The organism is Pseudoxanthomonas sp. OG2 (genome assembly GCF_014192765.1).
Classification (GTDB): domain Bacteria; phylum Pseudomonadota; class Gammaproteobacteria; order Xanthomonadales; family Xanthomonadaceae; genus Pseudoxanthomonas_A; species Pseudoxanthomonas_A beigongshangi.
The window spans coordinates 723,092-738,802 of record NZ_JACHYM010000001.1 but is presented as its reverse complement, the minus strand read 5'-3'; the positions used below and the strand labels follow the sequence as shown (position 1 = coordinate 738,802).

The window sequence follows — 15,711 nt, the reverse complement described above, 5'->3', positions numbered from 1 at the left end:
GAAAGGATGCTTACGCGGAACAGGGAACAGGGACGTTTGCTGTTGTGGTTGGCGTTGTGCGCGCCGTTGTCCGGATGGTGCGCGGATCTGCTGGTCAGCAACCAGTCCGCCGACAGCGTCTGGCGGTTGTCCGCGCAGGACGGTCGCAAGCGCGGGGAATACCGCACCGGCGATTCGCCGCATGAAATCGCGATCTCGCCGGACGGCCGCACCGCGGTGGTCAGCAACTACGGCAGCGAAGTGTCCGGCAGCACGCTGTCGGTGCTGGACCTGCACGCAGGCCGCCCGACCCGCACCATCGATCTGGGCACCCATGGCGCGCCGCACGGCATCCGTTTCCTGGACGCCGGGCGCGTGGTGGTCACCGCCGAGGGCAGCGCCAGCCTGCTGCTGGTGGACGTGGACGAAGGCAAGGTGACCCGCGCCATCGATATCGGCGACGGCATCGGCCACATGCTGGCGGTCAGCGTGGATCGTCGCCATGCCTACGTCAGCAAGCTGGGACGCGGAACGGTCAGTCGCGTCGACCTGGTGGCCGGCAAGCTCCTGCTGGAGCGACCGGCGGGCAAGGGCGCCGAAGGCATCGCCCTGCGTCCGGATGGCCTGGAACTGTGGGTCGCCAATCGCGACGAAGGCACCGTGACCGTGCACGATCCCAACACGCTGGCGGTGCGGCGGCGCATGTCCAGCCGCGGCTTTCCGTTGCGCGTGGCGTTCACCTCCGATGGGCGCCATGCCTGCGTGGTCAACGCCCGCAACGCCGAACTCCAGGTCTTCGACGCCCGCACCAAGCTCGCGCTGACCCGCGTGCCGCTGACGCGCGAAGGCATGGACATCCGCGACACCGCCCTGGGCCGAGGTGCACTGCCGATCGGCATCACCGTCGATCCGGTGAAACCTCGCGCCTACATCGCGCTCAGTGGCGGTGATCGCATCGCTGTGGTGGACACCCAGAAATGGCAGGTCATCGATTACTGGGTCACCAGCCGCGAACCCGGCGCGGTGGTCCTGTTCCCGTAGAGCGGAGCTTGCTCCGCTTGATCGGTCCGAATGCCGGTGACCTTCCGCCGTCGAGACAAGCTCGGCGCTACAGGAATCTCCACGCCCGTAGAGCGGAGCTTGCTCCGCTTGAACGGTCCGAGTACCGGTGACCTTCCGCCGCCGAGCAAGCTCGGCGCTACAGGAATCTCCACGCCCGTAGAGCGGAGCTTGCTCCGCTTGAACGGTCCGAATACCGGTGACCTTGCGTCGCCGAGCAAGCTCGGCGCTACAGGAATCTCCACGCCCCGTAGAGCGGAGCTTGCTCCGCTTGGACGGTCCGAGTAGCGGTGACCTTCCGCCGCCGAGCAAGCTCGGCGCTACAAGAATCTCCACGCCCCGTAGAGCGGAGCTTGCTCCGCTTGAACGGTCCGAGTACCGGTGACCTTCCGCCGCCGAGCAAGCTCGGCTCTACAGGGTCGGAAAAGGCGATGACCCCGCCGGTTGACCTCGGCGCCCGCATCAGTCGATACCGTTGCTGCCTTCCGGCCCTGGCGGGGTTTTCAACCTAGCGTCGCGAGGGACCGACGGGGTCACCATAGACGAGGGCCGCGCTGCGCGCGGCCCGTGTATTGCTCGAAATCTGGCGGAGAGAGGGGATTCATTCGGCGCTGCGCGCCTCGCCCTGCGGGCGGCTTCGCCGTGCAAACCGCTGCGCGGTTTGTCGAACCCGGGGGTTCTCACCCCCTCTCCAAGTCCCGGCGAAACATCACGGACATGGAGCCTTCACTACGTCATTCAATCTGGCGGAGAGAGGGGGATTCGAACCCCCGAAGCGCGGTTTAGACGCTTACACACTTTCCAGGCGTGCTCCTTCAACCACTCGGACACCTCTCCGGGTCCCCAGGGACCGGCCGGTCCGCGGGGAGTCGGGCATTCTACGGAATTTCCCCGGGCAGGGCAAAAACATCCGGAGGGTTCACCGGGCCTCGCACTGGACGTCGTAGGCGGAGACGGTGGGCGGCTCGTCGCCGAGCGTGGTCACGTGCAGTTGCGCGCCGTCGGCACGTTCATAGTTCACCGCGCAGAAGCCATAGCCGGTGCCGGAGCAGGTCTCGAATTCGGTCAGGCCCTCGGCGCGGTAACCGGCTGCGGCGTCGAAGCGGTCTTCCTCGTCCGTCGCCGCTGGCGGAGCCGGGCGCCAGCCCCCCTTGGCCAGGATCTTCCGGGCTTTCGGGATATCCATGCCACGGAGATTGGGAATCACCAGGTTGCCGCAGAATGTTTCCCGTTCAGCCACCGCCACCACTTCAATGGCGTCCGCGCTGAAGCGGAGGTCGGCCTGGGCCAGGTTGGGGGGCGTCCGGTCGGTGATCCGGACCCGATCCGGCAACGTCGTCCCGGCGACGCCACCAATCGGCCCGCCCACATATTCGTCCTCGGCCGGATCGCCATACACGATGGCCGCCAGCGCCGGGCCGCGGAACACGAACACGTTGCCGTCGGCGATCAAGCAGGTGCCGCTGGTGCCTTCGCCCCCGCGGCTGAAGGCGCCCACGCTGGTATACCCGCCGGCCTGGACCTCGCTGGTGACGTACCAGCCGCGCGCGGCGACGGCGCGGCCGGCCGTGGTCTTCGGTTCGGTGACCTGCATCCGGCAGAAATGGCCTTCCTCCAGCATCTGCGGCTCGCGTGGCGCGGGCAGCGCGTCGCGGGCGGCGATATGCAGGCCCTTGACCTCGCTGCGGACCGCCGGCGCGGCGGCGCTGGCCGAAAAGGCGGTGAACAGCAGGCAGCAGGCGGCTGGAACGGCCCGAAAACGATGGAACATGCGGATCCCTGTCATGGACGCGTCCGGCGTCCGTCCTGGCCGGCAGTGTATCCATCGGTTCCGGCCTTGACCGCGACCGGGTGTGGCAAAATCCACCGATGAGCTATCTCGTCCTCGCCCGCAAGTGGCGTCCGAAGCGCTTCGCCGAACTGGTGGGGCAGGAACACGTGGTCCGCGCGCTCAGCAACGCGCTGGACACCGGCCGCGTCCATCACGCCTTCCTGTTCACCGGTACCCGTGGCGTCGGCAAGACCACGATCGCCCGCATCTTCGCCAAGTCGCTGAATTGCGAGAAGGGCACCAGTGCCGATCCCTGCGGCCAGTGTGCGGCCTGCCTGGACATCGACGCCGGCCGCTACATCGATCTGCTGGAAATCGACGCCGCGTCCAACACCGGCGTGGACGACGTCCGCGAGGTGATCGAGAACGCGCAGTACATGCCCTCGCGCGGCAAGTTCAAGGTCTACCTGATCGACGAAGTGCACATGCTGTCGAAGGCGGCGTTCAACGCGCTGCTGAAGACGCTGGAAGAGCCGCCGGAACACGTCAAGTTCCTGCTCGCCACCACCGATCCGCAGAAGCTGCCGGTGACGGTGCTGTCGCGCTGCCTGCAGTTCAACCTCAAGCGGCTGGAAGAGCCGCAGATCGCGGGCCAGATCGCCAAGATCCTGGGTGCCGAAGGCATCGAGGCCGACGACGGCGCGATCCGCCAGATCGCCAAGGCCGCCGACGGCAGCCTGCGCGACGGCCTGTCGCTGCTGGATCAGGCCATCGCCTATGCCGGCGGCGCGCTGCGCGACGAGGGCGTGCGCACCATGCTCGGCACGGTCGATCGCACCCAGGTCGGCGCGATGCTGGAGGCGCTGGCCGAAGGTGATGGCGAACGCCTGTTGCAGGTGGTCGCCGCGCTGGCCGATTTCTCGCCCGACTGGGATGGAGTGCTGGAAGCGCTCGCCGAAGCGCTGCATCGCATCCAGGTGCGCCAACTGGTGCCCGGCGCCGGCGCGGACGGCGAGGGCGTGGATGCGGATAGATTCGCATCGCAACTGCGGCCGGAAGTGGTGCAGCTGTGGTACCAGATGGCGCTTGGCGGACGTCGCGATCTGCCGCTGGCGCCCAGCGCCCGCGCCGGTTTCGAAATGAGCGTGCTGCGCATGCTGGCGTTCCGCCCGGCGCCCGCGACGGGCGAGGGCAAGGGCGAAGCCGTGCCGACGACGCGGCAAGCGGCGTCGATGCCCGCCGCGACGACGAGCGCCGCTTCCAAACCTTCGGAAACCGCGCCCGTGCGCGCGGTGGCCGACCAGGCAGCCCCCGCCGCCACACCGCGACCCGCTGCCGCGCCGATGCCCGCGCCGGCCGCCGATGACGACACGCCGCCGTGGCCGGTCGAACCGCCGCGCGCCGTGTCTTCCGCGCCGGCGGCGATTGCGCCTTCCCAGGCGATGGCACCGCCACCATCGGCACCGGCCCCAGTCGCCGCAACCCCGACATCGACGCCGAAGCAGGAAGCCCATCCCGCCGATCGCGACTTCGCCTTTTCCTCCGACATCGGCATCACCAACGCCGATGTATGGATGCACTTCGCCAGCAACAGCGAACTGAAGGGCGCCACCCGCCAACTGGTCGAGAACGCGGCGTTCGTCGGCTACGACAGCGGCGTGCTGCAGCTGTCGCTGGATCCGGGCTTCGACTACCTGCGCTCGGAGCGTTCCGTCCGCGATCTCGGCGACGCCATCGCCCAGCGCTACGGCACCGCGCCGAAGATCGTGTTCCAGGCCGCGCCGGCGGGCTCGGAAACGCTGCGCCAGCGCACCGATCGTGAACGCGGCGAACAGCAGATAGCCGCCGAGCAGGATTTCATGAACCACCCGGACGTGCAGCGCCTGATCGAGCAACACGGCGCGAAGGTCGTACCGGATTCCATCCGTCCATTCGAAGAGTAAGCACACATGCGTGGAAACATCGCCCAACTCATGCAGCAGGCGCAGAAGATGCAGGAAAACCTGCAACGCGCCCAGGAAGAGATCGCCAAGCTGGAAATCACCGGCAACGCCGGCGGCGGCATGGTCAGCGTGACCCTCACCGGCGCCAAGGAGTGCCGCAAGGTCCGCATCGATCCGTCGCTGCTCGGTGACCAGGAAATGCTGGAGGATCTGGTGGCCGCCGCCTTCAACGACGCCTCCAACAAGATCGACGCCGAATCCAAGTCGCGCATGGGCGCGCTGACCGCCGGCATGCCGATGCCGCCGGGCATGAAGCTGCCGTTCTGAGCCCACGGGTGGACGACGTGCCAACGGGTTTCGATGAACGCCCGCCACGCGTGAACCGCTTCCGACAGATGCATGCCATGCCGCCCGCCGCGCCGGGCGGCTTCTTTTCCTTCGCACGTCCATGTCCCTGTCCCTGCTCGAACAACTGATCGAATCCCTGCGCGTGCTGCCGGGCGTGGGCCAGAAGACCGCCCAGCGCATGGCCTACCACCTGCTGGAGCGCGAACGCGAGGGCGGCAAGCACCTGGCCGAGACCTTGTCCGTGGCGCTGGAGCGGATCGGGCATTGCAGCCAGTGCCGCGATTTCACCGAGGGCGAGATCTGCGCGATCTGCGCCAGCGGCAGCCGCGATCGGCACCTGCTGTGCGCGGTGGAATCGCCCGCCGATCGACTCGCCATCGAGCAAGCCACCGGCTATCGCGGGGTGTACTTCATCCTGCAGGGCCGGCTGTCGCCGCTGGACGGCATCGGCCCGCGCGAACTGGGCCTGGAACAGCTTGGCGAACGCCTGAAGCAGGGCGAGATCAGCGAGCTGATCATCGCCACCAATCCCACCGTGGAAGGCGAGGCCACCGCACACTATCTCGCGCAACTGGCCCGTCAGCACAACGTCAAGCCGAGCCGCCTGGCCCACGGCGTACCGCTGGGCGGCGAACTGGAATACGTGGATCGCGGCACCCTTTCGCACGCCTTCGGCTCGCGCAGCGAGATGCCCTGAAGCATTTCCCGCCCTGTCTTGTGGGAGCGACGTAAGTCGCGATAGCTCTGGTCGGTTTCGTCCGCTTCACCGCAATCGCGACTTACGTCGCTCCCACAATGCATCGATGTCGACCGCCAGGCACTATGCTTGCACCCACCCCATCCCGGACCGCGCCATGACCCAGAACGACACCCTGTTCGGCAAGATCCTCCGCCGCGAGATTCCCGCCACCATCGTCTACGAAGACGATGAGGTGCTCGGTTTCAAGGACATCGCACCGCAGGCGCCGGTGCACGTGCTGTTCATTCCCAGGCACGTGCTGATTCCCACCATGGACGACCTGCTGCCGGAACAGGCCGCGCTGGTCGGCAAGCTGGTGCTGGCGGCGGCCGAGTACGCGCGCCGCGAAGGCTTCGCCCAGGACGGCTACCGGGTGGTGATGAACTGCCGCGAACACGCCGGGCAGACCGTGTTCCACCTGCACCTGCACCTGCTGGCCGGCGCCCCGCTGGGCCACTTCGGCGTCCCCGGCCGCTGATCTCCCACGCGGTGCCCACCGCAAGCCGTCATTCCAGCGCAAGCTGGAATCACGTTCGCGCGATGCCCTCGCATCCGCGATGATCCATCGTCCCGGAAAATGGATTCCGTCATTCGCCGGAATGACGAGGAAAGGGGCAGTCCAGTGATGTGGGACACGACCAAAGAAAAACGCCGCTCGATGAGCGGCGTTTTGCATCCGGCCAATCCTCAGGCCACGGGGGCGATCACCACCAGCCCCAATAACCCCAGCGCGGTCCCCAGTAGGGACCCCAGAACGGGTCATAGAACGGCGAAGGACGCACTTCGACCTCGCGCACTTCCGGCCACAGGTAGACCACGTCGGCGTCCACCCTCGGCAGGCGGTAGTCGTACTCGCCGATGCGGGTGTTCTCGTAGCTGTTGATGCGGCCGACGAAGGTCACTTCGCGGCCCGGCGCGAACACGGCCGGATCGTAGAAGCCGGAGCGGCAGGCGAGGAAGCGGCCGTCGGTCGCGTCTGGCGCCGATTCCATAGGCCGGCCGGTGGCGTTCAGCGGACGCGAGACCAGTTGGAAGCAGGTGCTGTCCTGGCCTGGCTTGGTTTCGATGATGCGGCCGCCCCAGCGCACCTGCGAACCCACCTGCGCACCGGCGACGGCGTCGCGCGGCGTGACCGGGGTGAAGGTGCCTTGCAGTGGTTGCGGGGCGGTGGCGCAGGCGGCGAGGGCCGCGACGGCGCCGGCTAGCATGAGGTGACGAAGTTTCATGGAAATCTCCTTCAGGGCCGATGGCGGCGCAGGTCGCGAACCAGCGCGGGAATGTCGCTCACGGCGGCAGCGTAGCGCGCCTCGGCGAAACGTTGGCTGAGCGGGACCAGCACCGCGCCGGCGGCCGGATGGCTGGCGGCGACCCGCCGCGCCCAGTCCAGCGCCGGCTCGTGGGGCTGGCGGCCCAGTCCGATCCGCGCGTAGCGCGCGCCCAGCGCGTGCCAGGCCCGCAGCAACGGATCGCGCTCGCGTTCGCCGCGGGCCAGCAACCAGGCCATCGCACCCACGGCAAGCAGCGCGGCCAGCGCGAACAACGCGCCCAGCCGGCCGCCGTCCAGCGGAGGCAGACCCAGCGCCCTGAGCATGTGCTGCTGGCGGCGGGCGTCGAAACCCAGCACCAGATCGTTCCAGCCGCGCCGCAGCCAGTCGCCCGCGTCGAACAGCGGATTGCGCTGGAACACCGCGCCGGTGTCCGCGCCCAGGCGATCTTCCAGCGTGTCGAAGATCCGCTCCGGCGCCACCGCGGCGGTGGGATCCACCCGCACCCAGCCGCGTTGCGGCAGCCACACCTCGCTCCAGGCATGCGCATCCATCTTGCGCACGATCCAGTAGTCGCCGAAACGGTTGCGATAGCCGCCGGCGTAACCCACCACGACCCGCGCCGGAATGCCCGAGGCGCGCATCAGCGTGGTGAACGAGGAACTGAAATGCTCGCAGTACCCGCGCTGCTGGTCGAACAGGAACTCGTCGACCGCGTCGCGTCCGGGCAGCGGTGTATCCAGGGTGTAGCCGAAGTCGCGCCGGATCCATTCCAGTGCGCGGCGCACGATGGCCAGATCGTCGCCACCGGCTTCGCGCCGCCACCGCGCCGCCAGCGCGTGGGTCCGCGGATTCAGGCCGGCCGGCAACGCCAGCGCGCGTTCGCGCAGCGGCGTGGGCAGCCGGGTATCGAAGCGCGACGGCGGCGCCGAAGCCACGCGCCAGCGGGTGACACCATTCATGGGCTGCGTGGCCACCAGCGCCCGATCCCGATCCAGTTGCGCATCGGCGGGCGTGGACACCGGCAGATCCAGCGCCACCAGCCAGCGCTGCTCGGTCGGCTCCACCATCATTTCGTAGTCCCAGCGCGGTGCCTGGGCCGACTCCGCCGGCGCCGCCGGCAAGGTCGCGATCCACGGCGAGCGCGTCCACTCGCGACCGTCGTAGTCCCACAGCACCAGTCCGCGCCAGTACATCTCCTCCGGCTTCGGCACCGCGCCGAAGAACTGCACGCGCAGGGCCGGGTTGTCGTCGGCCATCAGGTCCAGCCAGCCGCCCGGCGACATCCGATCGGACAATCCCGGCTGGGCCAGTGCGCGCTCGGGCACGCCCCAAAGCGGGGAAGGAAAACGCGGGAAGAACCAGAACGTCGCCAGCATCAGCGGCAATCCGATCAGCAGCAACCGGCCGACCCGCCACAGGCGCTGGCGCAGGGACACGCGCGGCATCGGCGCATCGGCTTCCGCGTCGGCCAGTTGCGACAGCGCCAGCAGGCCCGCGGCCACGCCGAGCGCGGCCAGCAGCAGGGTGAGCGGTCCCTGGTCCAGCAGGAACGCCGAGAACGGCGCGAACAGCGCGAATCCCAGCAGGCTGCGCGCATCGCGCAGGCTCACCGTCTCCGCCGGCTTCAGCGCCAGCATCGCCGCCAGCAGCGCGCAGCCGGTATCGCGGCCGAAGCGCATGCCCATCACCGCCAGCACCGCGCCGATGATCAGCAGCGCCAGCAGCAGCCGCAGCGGGCCGGGCAGCGCGCGCCGCCAGGACAGCGCAGTGGTCGCCACCGCCAGCGCGCCGATGCCGGCCGCCACTCCGGCCGGCAACTGGATCAGGAGCGCCAGCAGGCACAGTCCGGTCGCAAGCAACGCCCACAGGCGACTGCCGGCATCCAGCGTGCTGGCGCGGGGCGCGGCGGACTTATCCATGCGGCAACAACGCCAATGCCCGCAGGCAGGCATGCCGGTGCGCGGGGCCGCGCGAGGGCCCCAGCGCGACGTCGCCGGGCAAGCGAAGCCGGTAGCGGCGGCCCTCGCGCTCGGCCAGATCCACCCAGTGGGCGAGTCGGCGGATGCGTTGTTCGCCCGGCAGCGCGGCCAGCGCCGACCAGGCCAGATCCACTTCCAGGCCCACCGGCTGCTCGAACTCGCGCACCAGCAAGTGCTCGCGCCGCGCGGAGGGCTTCCAGGCGATCGCGCGCAACGGATCCCCGGCGCGGTAGGCGCGCAGATGGTGCACGTCGTCGCCGCTGGCCTGGCGTCGGGCGCGGCTGCCGCCACCCTCCGAGTCGGGCAGGGGAGGACCGTTCGGTTCCGGCGATGGATACACCAGCAGCCACTGGCGTGGCCAGAACCAGGCCCAGGCGCGCGCCAGGCCAAGCGGTTGCGTGGTCCAGATCTCCAACCGCTCCGGATCCAGCCAGCCGCGGCGGGTCGTGGGCAGGATCAGTTCCGCCACCACCGCGTCGCCGGTGATCACCGGCACGCCGCCGGCGATCTCCAGGCACGACAGCCGCAATCCGCGACGCTCGCGCTGATCGCGCGTGGACAGCGCCACCTGCACCCGCAGCGGTTGCCCGGCCGGCACCGGTTCGGCGGACACCGCGTCCAGTTGCAGGCCGGACAGTTGCAGGTGCGCGGCAATCAGGCTGGCCAGCCCGGCCGAGGCCAGCAACAGCGCCAGCAGCAACGCCGGGTTGTTGTTGTAGTTGAGCGCGCCGACCAGCATGGCGGTCACCAGCACCGCATAGAACAAGCCGAAACGCGTGGGCAGCACATACACCCGGCGGCGGTCCAGCCGGGCCGGCAGGGGCTCGGACTGGCGCGGCCGCGCGAACCGCGACAGGCGCCGGCGCAACCGTTGCCGCAGCGTGTCCGCCATCGACTCAGTCCACCGCCACCGCGTGCAGGATCGCCTTGGCCAGCGCGGCGGTCGAATCGGCTTCCGCCTCGGCGACCAGCCGGTGCGCGGCCACCACGCCGAACAGCGCCTGGATGTCTTCCGGCAGCACGTGCGCGCGGCCGAGCAGCAGCGCATGCGCGCGTGCCGCGCGCAGCAGCGCGATGCCCGCGCGCGGCGACAGGCCCACGCGCACGCCCGGATGATGGCGGCTGCGCGCCAGCAGCGCCTGCACGTAGACGATCAGCGCGTCGCTGGCGTGCACCTGGTTCACCGCCGCGCGCAGCGCCAGCACGTCGTCCGAACTCAGCACCGGCAGGGTCTGCGCGATCAGCGCGCGCCGATCCTCGCCGGCCAGCAGCGCGCGTTCGGCATCCGCGCCGGGATAGCCCAGCGCCAGCCGCAGCAGGAAACGATCCAGCTGCGAGTCGGGCAGGGGATAGGTGCCCGACAGATCCACCGGATTCTGGGTGGCGATCACGAAGAACGGATCCGGCAATCCATGGGTCACGCCGTCCAGCGTCACCTGGTGCTCGGCCATCGCTTCCAGCAGCGCGCTTTGCGTGCGCGGCGGCGCGCGGTTGATTTCATCGGCCAGCAGCACCTGGGTGAACACCGGGCCGGGATGGAACTGGAACTGCCGCGCCGCGCCGTCGTAGACCGACACGCCCAGCACGTCAGCCGGCAACAGATCCGAAGTGAACTGCACGCGCTGGAAGCCCAATCCGAGCGTAGCCGCCAACGCGTGCGCCAACGTGGTCTTGCCCAGGCCGGGCAGGTCCTCGATCAACAGGTGGCCGTCGGACAGCAGCGCCACGAACGCCAGCCGCACCTCGTACGCCTTGCCCAGCACCAGTGCATTGACTTGTTCCTGCGCGCGCTTGAGGGCATCGCGAAGGGCATCGGATAGCATAGGCGGCGTGGGCGTGGTGGGCATCGCGTGCTCGGGACCTGACCGTTGGGATGAAGAGGAAGTGTAGCGGCATGCAGGACGTGGCAAGCGCAAGGAAAACCTTTCTGGCGGTCTGGCTGATCGCATCCGTGATCAAGGTCGTGATCGCGGCCCGCCTGCCGCTGTTCGTCGACGAGGCGTTCTATTGGCAGGAAGGCCGCCACCTGGCCGCCGCCTACTCGGATCTGCCCGGCCTGACCGCCTGGCTGACCCGGCTGGGCACCGAACTGGGCGGTCAGCACCGCCTGGCCCTGCGCGCGCCGTTCCTGATCATGGCCGCGCTCATTCCCTGGCTCATCGCCCACATCACGCGCCGCTGGTTCGACGAGGCCGCCGGCTGGCAGGCCGGCACCCTGACCGTGCTGATGCCGCTGTCGGGCACGCTGGGCCTGCTGGCCCTGCCGGACGTGCCGATGGCGCTGGCGGCGGTGCTGTGCCTGGATGCGGGTGCGCGCCTGCTGCGCGAGATCGACGCCACCTCCGCCGCCGAACTCGCGCTCGGACTGGCCATCGGCGCGCTCAGCCATTACCGCTTCCTCGGCGTGATCGGCGTGGGTTTCGTCGCCCTGCTGTGCCTGCCGGAAGGACGCCGCATCCTGCGCGACCCGCGCATCTGGATCGCGTTGGCGGTCGGCGTCGCCGCGTGGGCGCCGCTGCTGGCATGGAACCTGGAATATGCCGACGCCGGTCTGCGCTTCCAGTTGGTCGATCGCCATCCGTGGTCGTTCCAGCCCACCGGCGCCTGGTTCGTGATCATCCAGGCGTTGATGGTCACGCCGCTGCTGTTCGCCGCATTGATGATCGCGGGCTTCCGCGCCAGCCGCGGGACCGCCGACGTGCCCTCGCAATGGCGCTACTTCGGCCTGCTCGGCATGGCCTCCACGCTGGGCTTCTTCGCGCTGGGTTTCTTTGCCGACGTCGAGCGGGTGAGTTTCCACTGGCCGTTGCCCGGTTACCTGGCGCTGATCCTGGCGGTGCCCGCGCTGATCGCCGGCTGGCCGCGATTCTGGCGGCGCGCGCTGTGGATACTGGCCGGCGTGGGCATGGTGGCGATGCTGGCCTATTACCTGGTGGCCTCGGTGCCGTCATGGCGCGAGCGCTTCGCCGCCGAAAAGTACTACCCCTACAACTTCGCCGGCTGGTCGCACCTGGCCCGCGCCGTGCGCGAGGAGCGCGCGCGCCTGCCCGCCGACACCACGCTGCTGGCGGGCAGCTTCAAGGTCGGCGCGGAACTGGGCTTCGCACTCGACGATCCGGACATCCGGGTGCTCGATCATCCGCTCAACCGCAAGCATGGCCGCGCGCCGCAGTTGCAGCTCTGGAAACTGCAGGATGACGGCACCCGCGACATGCCGGTGTTGCTGGTGATCGGCCAGGGCGACGTGCAGTACAAGCACTTGCTGGACTACTACCACACGCTGTGCGGGCAGGTCGGGCCGCTGCCGCCGCCGCGCGTGGTCAACATCGATCACGGCCACCAGCGTTTCCTGTTGTTCGCCTTGCCGAAGGAAAAAGCGAAGGGCGCCTGCGTGGCGCCGGCGATGGCCTGGATCGACGCACCGGTGTCGCGCGCCGGCGTGTCCCCGCGCTTCCCCGTGCAGGGCTGGGCGTTCAAGGAAGGCGTGGGCCTGAAGGGCGTCGAAGTGCTGATCGACGGCAAACCGGTGGCCAAGGCCGAATACGGCAGGTCCGAGCCGGGCGTGGCCGCGTTCTGGCGCATCTCCAACGATCCGCAGCACCCGCGAGTCGGGTTCCGCGCGGACGTGGATGCGTCGGCCCTGTCACCGGGACGCCATTGGCTCGGCCTGCGCCTGCACGGCAACGACGGCAGCGTCGAGGACTGGGAAGAGCAGCCGATCGATATCGAGCCTTGACTGGGCGGATTGCGAGAGCGGGCCAAGGCCCGCTCTACAAGGGGAACCCGGTCAGGGCAACTGGAACCCCGCCTCGCGCAGCAGGCGCGACAGCGCGATCAGCGGCAGGCCGATCAAGGCGGTCGGATCCTGCGAGTCGATGGCCTCGAACAGGGTGATGCCCAGTCCCTCGCTCTTGAAACTGCCGGCGCAGTCGAACGGCTGCTCGGCGTCCACATAGCGTTCGATTTCCTCCGCCGACAGCGCGCGGAACCGTACCGTGGTCACATCGCTGGCCTCATGCCGGTTCTGGTCCCGCAGCAGGCACAGCGCGGTGTGGAAACGGATGGCCCGGCCGGACATCGCGGTCAGCTGGGCGATGGCCGCCTCGCGGTGGCCGGGCTTGCCGATGGCCTGGCCGTCCACCTCGGCCACCTGGTCGGCCCCGATCACCCAGGCCTCGGGGTGGTGGGCGGCAATCGCAGCGGCCTTGAGACTGGCCAGCCGGGCCGCCAGGGCCGCCGGCGCCTCGTCCGGGCCGGTCGTCTCATCCACGTCCGGGCGGGCCACATGGAAGGGCAAACGCAGCCGTTCCAGCAGTTCGCGGCGGTAGCGGGAGGTCGAGGCGAGCAGCAGGGGCATCATGGCGGGCCGGGAGACGGGGGCGGGCAGTCTGCCGAGCGTGGCCGCGTCCGGCAATCCCTTATCCTGTGACGATTGACCAGGTTTGACAGCTCGGCGCGCAGTCCTTAACATTCAGCGGCTTATGTCCGCGAATACGCCCGAGATGTTGGATGCTTGGCGCATGGTCGCGGCACGGCGCAGTTTTGAAGGTCGCCTGCCGCTGTCGTCCATGACGCGCTTGCAGGGTCTGCTGAACGATACCGATGGCGAAGCACGCTACACGATCGAATTCGATCAAGACGCGCTGCGGGTGCCTTACGTGGAGTTGAGGATCGAGGCGCAGTTGCCGCTGGTGTGCCAGCGCAGCCTGCAACGATTCCTGCTTCCGGTCAGTCTCGTCCAGCGGCTGGGCCTGGTGCGCGACGAGGCCGACGAGGCCGCGTTGCCCCCGGACTACGAAGCGCTGCTGGTGCCGGAGGACGGCATGCTGCACCCGGCGGATCTGGTGGAGGACGAACTGGTCCTCGCCGTTCCGGTGGTTCCGGTCAATCCGGAATCGGACGCGGTGGAACGTGACTGGCCGGCGCAGGAAGAAGAATTGGCAAAGGCCAACCCGTTCGCGGCGCTGGCCTCGCTGAAAAAGAACTAGCCGCTTCGGCGGTCTGGCAATACGAATCGCAGATTCATTTCAAGGTTTATAGCTGGAGCAATCCCATGGCTGTGCAGAAATCCCGAGTCACCCCGTCCCGCCGTGGTCAGCGCCGTTCGCACGACGCCCTGACCGCCAAGCAGCTGTCCACCGATCCGACTTCCGGTGAGACCCACCTGCGTCACCACGTGACCGCCGACGGCTACTACCGCGGCAAGAAGGTCATCGCGACCAAGACCTCGGCCGTCGAAGAAGATTGATGCGCTCCCGGCGCGTCCGCTTAATCGCGGACGCGCCCGCCATCATCGTCGTGGTATCCAGGGCCCCGTTGCGGGCCAGCAACGGGAGCAGGCATGAGCCAGCAATCCAACGGGCGTATTTACGCGCGTATCGCCGGAACCGGCAGCTACCTGCCTGAGAAGGTCCTGACCAACGACGACCTGGCCAAACTGGTCGACACCAGCGACGAATGGATTCAGACCCGCACCGGCATCCGCGAGCGCCACATCGCCGCGGAAGGCCAGACCGCGGGCGATCTCGGCTACCAGGCCGCCCTGCGCGCGCTGGAAGCCGCGGGCGTCGAGGCCTCCGAGATCGACATGATCGTGGTGGGCACCACCACCCCCGATCTGATTTTCCCGTCCACCGCCTGCCTCATCCAGGCCCGCCTGGGCGCCGAAGGCTGCGCCGCGATGGACGTCAACGCCGCCTGCTCGGGCTTCCTGTACGCCCTGAGCGTGGCCGACAAGTTCATCCGTTCCGGTGACGTCAAGACCGCCCTGGTCATCGGCACCGAAACCCTCAGCCGCATCGTCGACTGGACCGAGCGCACCACCTGCGTGCTGTTCGGCGATGGCGCCGGCGCCGCCGTGCTCAAGGCCGACACCGAAACCGGCATCCTCAGCACCCACCTGCATGCCGACGGCAGCAAGAAGGAACTGCTGTGGAACCCGGTCGGCGTGTCCGCCGGTTTCGACAACAATGCGCCGAACAACGGCAGCCGCATCCACATGAAGGGCAACGACGTGTTCAAATACGCCGTCAAGGCGCTGGACTCGGTCGTGGACGAAACCCTGGAAGCCAACGGCCTGGACAAGCACGATCTGGACTGGCTGATTCCGCACCAGGCCAACCTGCGCATCATCGAGGCGACCGCCAAGCGCCTGGAGATGTCGATGGACAACGTCATCGTCACCGTCGACAAGCACGGCAACACCTCCTCCGGCTCGGTACCGCTGGCGCTGGACGAAGCGATTCGCTCCGGTCGCGTGCAGCGCGGCCAGCTGGTGCTGCTGGAAGCCTTCGGCGGCGGTTTCACCTGGGGCTCGGCGCTGCTGCGTTACTGATCACAGGCGACGTTCTCATCCGCGATATCGCAAAGGGCGCTCTTCGGAGCGCCTTTTGTTTTCGGGGAGAGGCAAGTCGCCGTGCGCGGAAACACCGCGTCATCTCGCACCCTGTCGCGCGTGTTTCGCATCCGCGAATTCGCCATCGTTACAAGCGGGCGAGGTGGCCGTCATCGAGTGACGTCATTGGGTGCGCAGGGTTCGCGCTGGAAGCTCGCGACTGACGTCGCTCCCACAGGAAGCAGGTGTGGGGGCGATGGTTCCGGAGGCGCGGGGTGGGGCGCGCAATAC

General features: G+C 68.6%; 15 protein-coding genes, 1 tRNA gene and 2 other RNA genes. 9 read left to right on the top strand and 9 right to left on the bottom strand.

The genetic code is table 11. The features are described from left to right. Positions 1–6 precede the first annotated feature (6 nt). On the top strand, positions 7–1,020 hold the full coding sequence (locus FHW78_RS03360) for a YncE family protein (RefSeq protein ID WP_183637672.1): 1,014 nt from the start codon (positions 7–9) through the stop codon (positions 1,018–1,020). A 452-nt stretch (positions 1,021–1,472) separates the two neighbouring features. On the opposite strand, the gene ffs is transcribed toward FHW78_RS03360, so the two are convergent. The 4 genes from ffs to FHW78_RS03340 form a co-directional block, all read right to left on the bottom strand. Further along, positions 1,473–1,569, bottom strand: an RNA gene (ffs, locus tag FHW78_RS03355) — signal recognition particle sRNA small type. Positions 1,570–1,622: 53 nt separating this feature from the next. After that, positions 1,623–1,742, bottom strand: a non-coding RNA gene (locus FHW78_RS03350) — RtT sRNA. A 40-nt stretch (positions 1,743–1,782) separates the two neighbouring features. Beyond that, positions 1,783–1,875, bottom strand: a tRNA-Ser gene (locus tag FHW78_RS03345). Between the two features lie 82 nt (positions 1,876–1,957). Beyond that, a complete protein-coding gene (locus tag FHW78_RS03340) occupies positions 1,958–2,809 on the bottom strand; it encodes a hypothetical protein (RefSeq protein ID WP_183637669.1) in 852 nt (283 codons plus the stop codon). A gap of 98 nt (positions 2,810–2,907) precedes the next feature. On the opposite strand from FHW78_RS03340, the gene dnaX reads away from it, so the two are divergent. The 4 genes from dnaX to FHW78_RS03320 all read left to right on the top strand — a co-directional run bounded on the left by dnaX (position 2,908) and on the right by FHW78_RS03320 (position 6,317). Further along, positions 2,908–4,752 carry a DNA polymerase III subunit gamma/tau gene (gene dnaX, locus FHW78_RS03335; RefSeq protein WP_183637666.1) on the top strand — a complete coding sequence of 615 codons (1,845 nt, stop codon included), beginning with the start codon at positions 2,908–2,910 and terminating at the stop codon, positions 4,750–4,752. A 6-nt stretch (positions 4,753–4,758) separates the two neighbouring features. Continuing rightward, the gene (locus FHW78_RS03330) at positions 4,759–5,079 is read left to right on the top strand and encodes a YbaB/EbfC family nucleoid-associated protein (protein ID WP_141456287.1); all 321 of its coding nucleotides are present in this window, start codon (positions 4,759–4,761) and stop codon (positions 5,077–5,079) included. A 121-nt stretch (positions 5,080–5,200) separates the two neighbouring features. Then, positions 5,201–5,797, top strand: coding sequence for a recombination mediator RecR (recR, locus tag FHW78_RS03325; RefSeq protein ID WP_183637662.1), 597 nt, complete (start codon positions 5,201–5,203; stop codon positions 5,795–5,797). A 157-nt stretch (positions 5,798–5,954) separates the two neighbouring features. After that, positions 5,955–6,317: a histidine triad nucleotide-binding protein gene (locus FHW78_RS03320; protein WP_183637660.1), complete on the top strand. Its 363-nt coding sequence runs from the start codon at positions 5,955–5,957 to the stop codon at positions 6,315–6,317. A gap of 226 nt (positions 6,318–6,543) precedes the next feature. Here the strand turns inward: FHW78_RS03320 and FHW78_RS03315 are convergent, their stop codons facing one another. Genes FHW78_RS03315 through FHW78_RS03300 form a run of 4 tightly spaced genes read right to left on the bottom strand, consistent with a single transcriptional unit; the run spans position 6,544 to position 10,933 of the window. Beyond that, the gene (locus tag FHW78_RS03315; RefSeq protein ID WP_183637658.1) at positions 6,544–7,065 is read right to left on the bottom strand and encodes a Slp family lipoprotein; all 522 of its coding nucleotides are present in this window, start codon (positions 7,063–7,065) and stop codon (positions 6,544–6,546) included. A gap of 11 nt (positions 7,066–7,076) precedes the next feature. After that, a complete protein-coding gene (locus FHW78_RS03310; RefSeq protein WP_183637655.1) occupies positions 7,077–9,026 on the bottom strand; it encodes a DUF3488 and transglutaminase-like domain-containing protein in 1,950 nt (649 codons plus the stop codon). Then, positions 9,019–9,978: a DUF58 domain-containing protein gene (locus FHW78_RS03305; RefSeq protein ID WP_183637652.1), complete on the bottom strand. Its 960-nt coding sequence runs from the start codon at positions 9,976–9,978 to the stop codon at positions 9,019–9,021. The genes FHW78_RS03310 and FHW78_RS03305 overlap by 8 nt, the downstream gene beginning before the upstream one ends. 4 nt (positions 9,979–9,982) lie before the next feature. Then, positions 9,983–10,933, bottom strand: a complete 951-nt coding sequence (locus tag FHW78_RS03300) for an AAA family ATPase (RefSeq protein WP_141456294.1) — start codon at positions 10,931–10,933, stop codon at positions 9,983–9,985. 47 nt (positions 10,934–10,980) lie between these two features. Here FHW78_RS03300 and FHW78_RS03295 point away from each other — a divergent pair, with 47 nt between their 5' ends. Continuing rightward, positions 10,981–12,822 (top strand): glycosyltransferase family 39 protein, encoded by a 1,842-nt coding sequence (locus FHW78_RS03295; RefSeq protein ID WP_183637649.1) that lies wholly within the window; start codon positions 10,981–10,983, stop codon positions 12,820–12,822. A gap of 51 nt (positions 12,823–12,873) precedes the next feature. Here FHW78_RS03295 and FHW78_RS03290 read toward each other — a convergent pair whose 3' ends face one another. Further along, positions 12,874–13,446, bottom strand: a complete 573-nt coding sequence (locus tag FHW78_RS03290; RefSeq protein WP_183637646.1) for a Maf family nucleotide pyrophosphatase — start codon at positions 13,444–13,446, stop codon at positions 12,874–12,876. Positions 13,447–13,567: 121 nt separating this feature from the next. Here FHW78_RS03290 and FHW78_RS03285 point away from each other — a divergent pair, with 121 nt between their 5' ends. The 3 genes from FHW78_RS03285 to FHW78_RS03275 all read left to right on the top strand — a co-directional run bounded on the left by FHW78_RS03285 (position 13,568) and on the right by FHW78_RS03275 (position 15,420). Beyond that, complete coding sequence (locus tag FHW78_RS03285; protein WP_183637643.1) at positions 13,568–14,074, top strand: YceD family protein; 507 nt, start codon at positions 13,568–13,570, stop codon at positions 14,072–14,074. A gap of 65 nt (positions 14,075–14,139) precedes the next feature. Then, positions 14,140–14,334, top strand: a complete 195-nt coding sequence (gene rpmF, locus FHW78_RS03280) for a 50S ribosomal protein L32 (protein ID WP_097119893.1) — start codon at positions 14,140–14,142, stop codon at positions 14,332–14,334. Positions 14,335–14,427: 93 nt separating this feature from the next. Further along, a complete protein-coding gene (locus FHW78_RS03275; protein ID WP_183637640.1) occupies positions 14,428–15,420 on the top strand; it encodes a beta-ketoacyl-ACP synthase III in 993 nt (330 codons plus the stop codon). The last annotated feature ends 291 nt before the right edge of the window (positions 15,421–15,711 follow it).

What these genes read in the sequence shown, in the direction of transcription:
- FHW78_RS03305 (WP_183637652.1), bottom strand. Translation starts at nt 9,978, where the DNA reads ATGGCGGACACGCTGCGGCAACGGTTGCGCCGGCGCCTGTCGCGGTTC.
- FHW78_RS03300 (WP_141456294.1), bottom strand. Translation starts at nt 10,933, where the DNA reads ATGCCCACCACGCCCACGCCGCCTATGCTATCCGATGCCCTTCGCGAT.
- FHW78_RS03315 (WP_183637658.1), bottom strand. Translation starts at nt 7,065, where the DNA reads ATGAAACTTCGTCACCTCATGCTAGCCGGCGCCGTCGCGGCCCTCGCC.
- FHW78_RS03295 (WP_183637649.1), top strand. Translation starts at nt 10,981, where the DNA reads ATGCAGGACGTGGCAAGCGCAAGGAAAACCTTTCTGGCGGTCTGGCTG.
- FHW78_RS03340 (WP_183637669.1), bottom strand. Translation starts at nt 2,809, where the DNA reads ATGTTCCATCGTTTTCGGGCCGTTCCAGCCGCCTGCTGCCTGCTGTTC.
- FHW78_RS03320 (WP_183637660.1), top strand. Translation starts at nt 5,955, where the DNA reads ATGACCCAGAACGACACCCTGTTCGGCAAGATCCTCCGCCGCGAGATT.
- FHW78_RS03290 (WP_183637646.1), bottom strand. Translation starts at nt 13,446, where the DNA reads ATGATGCCCCTGCTGCTCGCCTCGACCTCCCGCTACCGCCGCGAACTG.
- rpmF (WP_097119893.1), top strand. Translation starts at nt 14,140, where the DNA reads ATGGCTGTGCAGAAATCCCGAGTCACCCCGTCCCGCCGTGGTCAGCGC.
- FHW78_RS03310 (WP_183637655.1), bottom strand. Translation starts at nt 9,026, where the DNA reads ATGGATAAGTCCGCCGCGCCCCGCGCCAGCACGCTGGATGCCGGCAGT.
- FHW78_RS03275 (WP_183637640.1), top strand. Translation starts at nt 14,428, where the DNA reads ATGAGCCAGCAATCCAACGGGCGTATTTACGCGCGTATCGCCGGAACC.
- FHW78_RS03330 (WP_141456287.1), top strand. Translation starts at nt 4,759, where the DNA reads ATGCGTGGAAACATCGCCCAACTCATGCAGCAGGCGCAGAAGATGCAG.
- recR (WP_183637662.1), top strand. Translation starts at nt 5,201, where the DNA reads ATGTCCCTGTCCCTGCTCGAACAACTGATCGAATCCCTGCGCGTGCTG.
- FHW78_RS03360 (WP_183637672.1), top strand. Translation starts at nt 7, where the DNA reads ATGCTTACGCGGAACAGGGAACAGGGACGTTTGCTGTTGTGGTTGGCG.
- FHW78_RS03285 (WP_183637643.1), top strand. Translation starts at nt 13,568, where the DNA reads ATGTCCGCGAATACGCCCGAGATGTTGGATGCTTGGCGCATGGTCGCG.
- dnaX (WP_183637666.1), top strand. Translation starts at nt 2,908, where the DNA reads ATGAGCTATCTCGTCCTCGCCCGCAAGTGGCGTCCGAAGCGCTTCGCC.